Genomic DNA, 7,505 nt, shown 5'->3' with positions numbered 1-7,505 from the left:
TTTTTAGGCCTTTTGTTTATGCAAGAGGTAGGTCGTTTGACGCTTGAGTTTATATAGAAGGCTAAACCAAACTGGCAGCCAGTACAGTACTCACCAATCTAGCTTATTGGCTTTGTAAACGCTGTAATAGCTAGCCTTAGGCGATAGTAGAAATTCCTAAACCAAACACACTCACAGTTCTAGATTCCTTCCTACATGACGTATTCAAGAGGAATAGCTTATATAAAGGATGCTAAGTATCTGTAGTTCGGTGAATCGTTGCGTTTGTCAGAAATTGCGAGTGGAGCATATTGAGCGCAGCCTGGTCTAGTTGCCATAGTCACGCGCGTTTTAGTGTACTGCACGTTGAGTAACAGCAGGATACCCAGTTATATATATGTACTGAATGTCCAACTGAGCCGTTAGCATGCTTTCTACGAGGAAGGTTTAGTCAATGGGTGGATTAGATGATGGCTGACCCTAATAGGATGTTACAGATAAAGAAAAACCGACCCTAAGGTCGGTTTTGATCATTCATATGCTTGGTTACGCTTGCACTAGCGTGAGGGCCTTACGCGAGACTTCATGTGCGGCTTTGGTGAGGTTCTGCTTCTCCAGTGCGTCGGCTAAGTATGCATAGTCCGAAACATCAGAGCGAACAGACAGCGCCTTTTCAAAATGCTGTTGTGCCTCTGTCCATTTCTCATCACGTAAATGGAACTGTGCCAATGCACTGTGGGCTGCCGCATTATTACCGTCTTTGCGCAGGGCGTCTTCTAAAAAGACAATCGCAGGGTGGCTATCAGCTAAGTTCATTTCCGGCAGTAGTGCATAAAGCTCAGAGTTTGGATGTTTCTTAATATTCTCTTTCACTAAGGTGAAGGCTTCACTGTCCGCTTTACGAGCAATAAGTTGCTTGGCGAAACACTCAACTAAATGACTGTCGTTCTTCAGTTTTCGAGGTAAACCATTCCAATGGCTGATCAGCCCTTCGCTACCTTTCTGCTCTGCGACATCGGCGAGTAGGCCGCACTGGGCTCGCAGAGTAAGCTCCACTTGCTCTTGTTTGGAAACGACTTTCGCTTTTACTAAGTTAGGCAGAGCATCCAACAGTGGTTGCCAAAGCTTAAGCTCCATATACACAGTCTTTAGTAGATTCAAAACGATAGTATTGTTTGGATAACTAGACTTCAGAGTCGACAAGGTGTCAAACGCGGAGTTGAAGTCGGCTTCTCTTACTTGTTGCTTCGCGCGTGTCAGCTCTACAGCCAACTGCGCGTTCTCTTGTTGAGATGCAAGCTCTAGGTAGCGATCGCGTTTTTCTTTATCGCCTAAGCCTTGAGCGGCTTCGGAAGCGACAAGGTAGCAAAGCAGTGGCATGTCGTGGTGATTTGCCCAACGAGTGACTTTCTTCTCGGCTTGTTGGAAATCACCTTCCAGCAATTTAACAATTCCTTCATTGGTGTAGCGACGTGAGCGACGCATCTTACGTACACTGAAGTAATTCCAAGTTGCAGAACTCGCGTAGAGAGCCTTCTTAATCAAAAACTCTAACGCAAACAGAGCAGCTAGGGCTGCAATCACAAAGATCACCAGTGTCGTAACACTCATCTCAATGGTTTTGTCCGCAATTGAGATGAGGACATAACCTTGTTGTCCGGAGAACTGGGTGCCTGCGAATAAGCCTGCACCCAAAACAACGAAGAGGAAAATGATTCGAAACATTATTTCTCCTCCGTGATTAACGTAGTCACTTCGCGACGAAGACGATCGCGAATGACGTCAGACAGCTGTTGTTGGGTTTGCAGTTTAACTGGGTAATCCACTTGGACTTGTTGCTTACTCAACATTTCCAGTGCTTTATTAAACTCGATAACATTATTCGCATCTTGGTTGAAAAACGCACTTGACCACTTATCAGCAGTGGTGAGAGCTGTAGAGTAGATATCTTGCTGCTCCACATAAACGGCTTTGATGGCCGTTTCTAATTTAGCTTTAATGTTCTCTTTTAAGTAGAAATGCTGTTGAGGCGATAAGAGTGGGATAACATTGCCATCACGGGTACGGAAAGTAATAAAGTTAGCTGAGAAATCTTTTAGTGATGTCATCAAGTTATCTTGCCAGTCATAAATATCTTCTGACACTTTGCGCTCTTCAACTTGTTCCGCCTCTGGAAGTAAGGCATTCGCAAGCGGTAGGCTGTCTACCTGCTGCTGAAGAGCAGTAAGGCGCAATACAAGGCCTTCTCTATCAATGAGTGGAATGGTTTTTAGCTTGGTGATGTCATTAGCCATCGCTTTACGTAGGGGAACTAAACTTGGGTCGTTAAGCGCGGCGATGCGCTGGTCAGCACTCTCCATGAGTTTAGTGGCACTTACGGCATCGTGTTCTAAGAAGAGCTTGCGCCCCGCTAGTTTGACTAAGTAATCCGCTTCAGCAAGTAGCCAGTCATTAGGGCGGCGTCCTTTCACGTCAGCAATAGCAAGTTGCAAGCTTTCAATGCTCTTTTGCTGTTGCTCAAGAACGGTTTCGGCGCGATGGGTGATTTCAGTCGCTTTTGCGATTGCGGCTTTCTTTGTCGCAGTTAGGTCTTGCTGCACGGAAGACTGTGTTTGAGACAGTTGAGCTTGCAGCGCGTTAATCTTAGCTTGGTATTCCGCGTTTTGTTGCTGCATTTGGTAGGTAAGACCACCACCGAAAAACAAGGACAAAATAATCGCGACAGTGCCTAAGACGATGCCTCGTTTACCTTTCTTCTCTTCAAATTCCGGTGCCGATTGAGCTTCTGGTTTCGGCTCTGATTGCACGGCCTCGACCTCAGCATCGTGACGCTCTTGCTGAGTTTCATTATCAGGTGTTGACGTTACTGCTTCATTTTCGGAGCTGTTTTCTTTCTCAGGTTCAATGTGGTCGTTTTTATTTTTACTTGTCATTGTTTATTGTCCTGTTGCAGTTGACTGGAGCGCAGCCAACAGATCGTTATTTGAAGCGCTATTGGTATTAAATACCTTGTTGAATCCTAACGTCAGCGCTTCTTGTACAATGCGTTCACTCGGTACATAGAGTGTTAGGTTGTATAACCAAAGCAACTCAGGTTCAGAGAATTGGGAGACAAAGTACTCTAGTTGACCTGAACTGGTGATGACTAACTGGGTAATGCGCTTATCTTGCCAGATCGGAACCAGCAATTCTGAGCGGAAAGCTATGTTTTCTCGCTTATAAGCTTCGACATATTCTACCTTGGCACCGCGCGCAATGAGTGTGTCAAAAATGAGCTCGCGTCCACCATTGCCCCGTAGAATAACGATCTCTTTACCCATTACGTTGGTCAATGCGTCTAGCATTAATAAATGCTCGCTATCTCCGATCTCCGGGTAGTGTACTTTTTGTTGAGTCACTTTGCTTAAAACATGTGCAGTTTTTTGACCAACGGCAAGGTAAATGACGCGATCAGGCCAAAGTTGGTGGTGATGTTGGAGAACTTGATGGGAGAATGTCACTGCGTGCTGACTCACAGCAATGATATAGTCACATTGCTCAATGCAAGATGCGAGTGTGGTGAGCTGATCACCGGGTTGGATGGAAATAACAGGATGATGCAGGGCGAGTATCCCTGCATCTGTTAACTGCCGACATAAGGCTTTGCCTTGCTCACCAGGTCGGGTGACCAACACCGCCATTAGGCTTACTCGTGGTCAGCGTATAGTTTGGTGAGGATTTCACGCGCTCCCTCATCCAAGAGTTGGTTGGCAAGCTTAATGCCGAGCGCTTCAGATTCACTGCGTGGGCCTTTAATTTCACCACGAACGATCTGGCTGCCATCCGGCTCACCGACTAAGGCTCGTAGCCAGATATCATCACCCTCTAACAACGCGTAACTACCGATAGGCACCTGACAGCCACCTTCCAGCGTCAAGTTCATTGCTCGTTCACACAGGACTCTGTCTGCCGTATCTTGGTGATTGAGTGGTTCTAATAGCTTAATGAGGCGTTCATCGTCTAATCGACACTCAATACCGACGGCGCCTTGACCAACAGCAGGTAGAGACTGCTCTGGTTCAATAAAGCTACGAATGCGCTCTTCGAGCTCTAAACGCTTTAAGCCAGCCGCTGCGAGAATAATGGCATCGTACTCTCCTGCGTCTAGTTTTCCTAAACGAGTGCCCACATTGCCGCGTAGCTCTTTGATGATGAGATCAGGTCGGTACTCTTTAAGTTGGCACTGACGGCGTAAACTACAAGTACCGACAACAGCGCCTTGTGGCAGTTCATCAATACTGTTGTAAGTGTTAGATACAAAGGCATCTCGCGGATCTTCTCGCTCACAGATAGTGACGAGCCCGAGCCCTGAAGGAAAATCGACAGGTACGTCTTTCATCGAGTGTACTGCGAGATCGGCGCGGCCTTCTAACATAGCCACTTCCAGCTCTTTTACAAACAAACCTTTGCCGCCCACTTTCGCTAAGGGAGTGTCTAGAATGACATCGCCTTTCGTCACCATAGTCACGAGCTCGACTTCTAGCCCTGGGTGGGCTGCTTGAAGCGCGTCTCTAACGAAATAGGCTTGCCATAAAGCAAGAGGACTTTTGCGTGTCGCAATACGGATTGGAGAAGATTGAGTCATGATGTTCTGCTAATGATTGCAATGAATGGCCTAATCCTACCACTGTAGGCTGAAAAGTATTACTGCAATCTCGACAGGATGGAAACTTGTAGTAGAGCTAGCATAAAATCATTAAAAGAGTGTGATAAATGTCTCGTTTGGATGATTGGCTATTATAATTAATGAGTGTTCCGTACCACACTAATGCCACAACTGCTCAAGGCGGACTATAATGTCGAATCGATCGTACAATTCTTTACCAATACAAATAAAAGTGTTAGATTGATCACATTTCAACGGTGCTTTAGAACGCTTTTTAGTCAGGGCACGCGATAGGTAAATAACCAAGGACTCTCCCTTGCAGGCTTACACGAAGACGTTAATTCAAAGACTTGATAACCTGAACCAGCAACGCACCGAACGAGCGCTGGCTCTTATGGATTTGCAAAGTCAACGTGTATTCCACCTTATTCCTACCTTACTTCATTTCAATCATCCTGTTATTCCCGGTTACTACGATGCTCAAGTGCCTTATGGTATTTGTCAGTTCGAGTTCAATGATGTTCAGCGTCAGTTTGTCGAAGATACACAACTCACGATTGGCCAATCACTGTCAACGGCTGAAAATCCTGCCATTTTGGGGTTGTATACCATGGGTAGTACTTCGTCGATTGGTCAAAGTACCTCAAGCGATTTGGATATTTGGGTCTGTGTGTCCCCGCAGATGAGCAAGGATGAGCGTGAATCTCTGACTAATAAGTGTTTGTTGATCACTGACTGGGCGCAAACTCAAGGGGTTGAAGCTAACTTCTTTTTGATGGATGAGCAGCGTTTTCGTTCTAATCACTCTGAAGAGATGACGGGCGACAACTGTGGCTCTTCTCAACACCTGTTGCTGTTAGATGAATTCTACCGCAGTGCTGTGCGTTTGGCCGGTATGCGCCTATTGTGGCAAATCGTTCCGCCAGAAATGGAGGAGTGCTACGACGAGTACGTCCACGACTTATGTGGCAAAGGCTATATCGACTGCTCGCAGTGGATTGATTTTGGCAAACTCAATCGTATCCCAGCTGAAGAGTATTTCGGTTCTAACCTTTGGCAGCTGTATAAGAGCATTGACTCGCCCTACAAGTCTGTACTGAAGGCTATTTTGCTAGAAGCCTACTCTTGGGAGTACCCGAACACACAGCTGTTAAGTCTCGACACCAAGCGACGTTTCTTTGCTCATGAACCAGACCTTTACGGTATGGATGCGTACTACCTAATGCTTGAGAAAGTGACTCGCTACCTGGTACGTATCGGTGATGAAACACGTTTGGATTTAGTGCGTCGTTGTTTCTACCTCAAGACGCATGAAAAATTGTCGCGTGAGCCAAGCGTAGGCTCCGTTGCATGGCGCAGAGAAGCTCTGAGTGAAATGATTGCGCAATGGGGTTGGGATGACAGCGTGGTGAGTGAGCTCGATGATCGTCGCAACTGGAAAGTAGAACAAGTCAAAGTTGTGCATCACGCATTACTTGATGCCTTGATGCAAAGCTATCGTAATCTTATCCAATTTGCTCGTCGCAATGACATCACTTCAGCAATCAGCCCTCAATACATCAGTATTTTGGCTCGTAAGTTGTACGCGGCGTTTGAGGTGCTGCCTGGTAAAATTACCTTGCTAAATCCTCAAATCTCGCCGGATTTGCACGAGTCAGACTTAACCTTCATTGAAGTGCGCCCGGGCCGAACGAATAAACAGGGCTGGTATCTTTACAAGCAGCCATTAACACCGCATAGAATCATTGGTCAATCGCCGCTAGAGCATAACGAATATTTGAGTAAGCTGGTTGCTTGGTCTTTCTTCAATGGCTTGATCACTGAATCGACGCGCCTCCACTCTGTGGTTCGCGATGCCCATCTAGATATTGATAAGTTCTATCAAATGGTGAGTGACTTACGCAACACGTTCTCATTGCGTAAACGTCGCCCAACTATGCAAGCTTTGTCTAGCCCTTGTGAGATTAGCCAGCTCGCGATGTTCATTAATTTCGAGAATGACCCGACAGCAGAGTTGAGTGGTAAATCACTCAAACTGGATCCGAAGAACATGGACATTTTCAGTTTTGGTCATGAGCAGAAGTGTCTGGTTGGCAGCGTTGACTTGGTGTATCGAAACTCGTGGCAAGAAGTGCGTACTTTACACTTTAAAGGCGAAACCGCGATGTTAGATGCCTTGAAAACGGTGTTAGGGAAAATGCACCAGGATGCGTTACCACCAGAGTCGGTGGATGTGTTCTGTTATAGCAAAAACCTTCGTGGTGTCATGCGCAATATGGTTTATCAGTTACTTGCTGAGTGTATTGATTTACGTCTTAAACCGGTTGAACAAGAGAAACGTCGTCGCTTTAAGGCTCTGCGCACTGGCCAACAAACATATGGCTTGTTTTTTGAGCGTCGTGGGGTCTCGGTCCAAATGCTGGAAAACTCGGTCGACTTTTACCGCAGTATCTCGACCAACAAGTTGAAAGGTTCGCCATTACTGATGCTCGATAAAGAGCAAGATTACCAGTTACCGGAAATTGTCGATGGCTTTGCCAGTGAAGGTCTAATTCAGTTCTTTTTTGAAGACAATGAACAAGGCTTCAACATTTATGTTTTGGATGAATCGAATCGCGTTGAGGTTTACCACCAGTTCCGTGGTGAGAAAGACGAGATGATCGCTAGCGTGAACAGTTTTTATACGTCTGCGCAAGATGACAATCAATTGACCTCAAAGTCTATCAACTTCAACCTGCCGCAGTATTACCAAATCGTGAGCCCGGAAGAGGGCGAGGCTTATATCGTGCCTTATCGCAGTGATAACCCGTGCTATTCCAAGCCAAATAAAATTGTAAATGCCTAGTAAAAAGGCCATCTCAAAGATGGCCTTTTTCAATTC

Annotated in this window: 5 protein-coding genes; 1 reads left to right on the top strand and 4 read right to left on the bottom strand. The window is 46.0% G+C overall.

Features of this window, described 5'->3' with window-relative positions; translation table 11 throughout:
- Positions 1-525 precede the first annotated feature (525 nt).
- Genes RH45_RS22515 through hemC form a run of 4 tightly spaced genes read right to left on the bottom strand, consistent with a single transcriptional unit; the run spans position 526 to position 4,603 of the window.
- Positions 526-1,704 (bottom strand): heme biosynthesis protein HemY, encoded by a 1,179-nt coding sequence (locus tag RH45_RS22515; protein ID WP_008081823.1) that lies wholly within the window; start codon positions 1,702-1,704, stop codon positions 526-528.
- Positions 1,704-2,912 carry a uroporphyrinogen-III C-methyltransferase gene (locus RH45_RS22510; RefSeq protein WP_008081822.1) on the bottom strand — a complete coding sequence of 403 codons (1,209 nt, stop codon included), beginning with the start codon at positions 2,910-2,912 and terminating at the stop codon, positions 1,704-1,706. Before RH45_RS22510 ends, RH45_RS22515 begins: the two co-directional genes overlap by 1 nt.
- Positions 2,913-2,915: 3 nt before the next feature.
- Positions 2,916-3,659: a uroporphyrinogen-III synthase gene (locus RH45_RS22505; protein WP_008081821.1), complete on the bottom strand. Its 744-nt coding sequence runs from the start codon at positions 3,657-3,659 to the stop codon at positions 2,916-2,918.
- A 5-nt stretch (positions 3,660-3,664) separates the two neighbouring features.
- On the bottom strand, positions 3,665-4,603 hold the full coding sequence (gene hemC / locus RH45_RS22500; protein WP_008081820.1) for a hydroxymethylbilane synthase: 939 nt from the start codon (positions 4,601-4,603) through the stop codon (positions 3,665-3,667).
- Positions 4,604-4,940: 337 nt separating this feature from the next.
- Here hemC and RH45_RS22495 point away from each other — a divergent pair, with 337 nt between their 5' ends.
- Positions 4,941-7,469 carry a class I adenylate cyclase gene (locus RH45_RS22495; RefSeq protein WP_008081819.1) on the top strand — a complete coding sequence of 843 codons (2,529 nt, stop codon included), beginning with the start codon at positions 4,941-4,943 and terminating at the stop codon, positions 7,467-7,469.
- Positions 7,470-7,505 lie beyond the last annotated feature (36 nt).

Origin of the sequence: Vibrio sinaloensis DSM 21326 (assembly GCF_000189275.1) — a bacterium.
GTDB lineage: Bacteria > Pseudomonadota > Gammaproteobacteria > Enterobacterales > Vibrionaceae > Vibrio > Vibrio sinaloensis.
The sequence above is the reverse complement of the archived record's forward strand: the minus strand, read 5'-3'. Positions and strand labels throughout refer to the sequence as shown.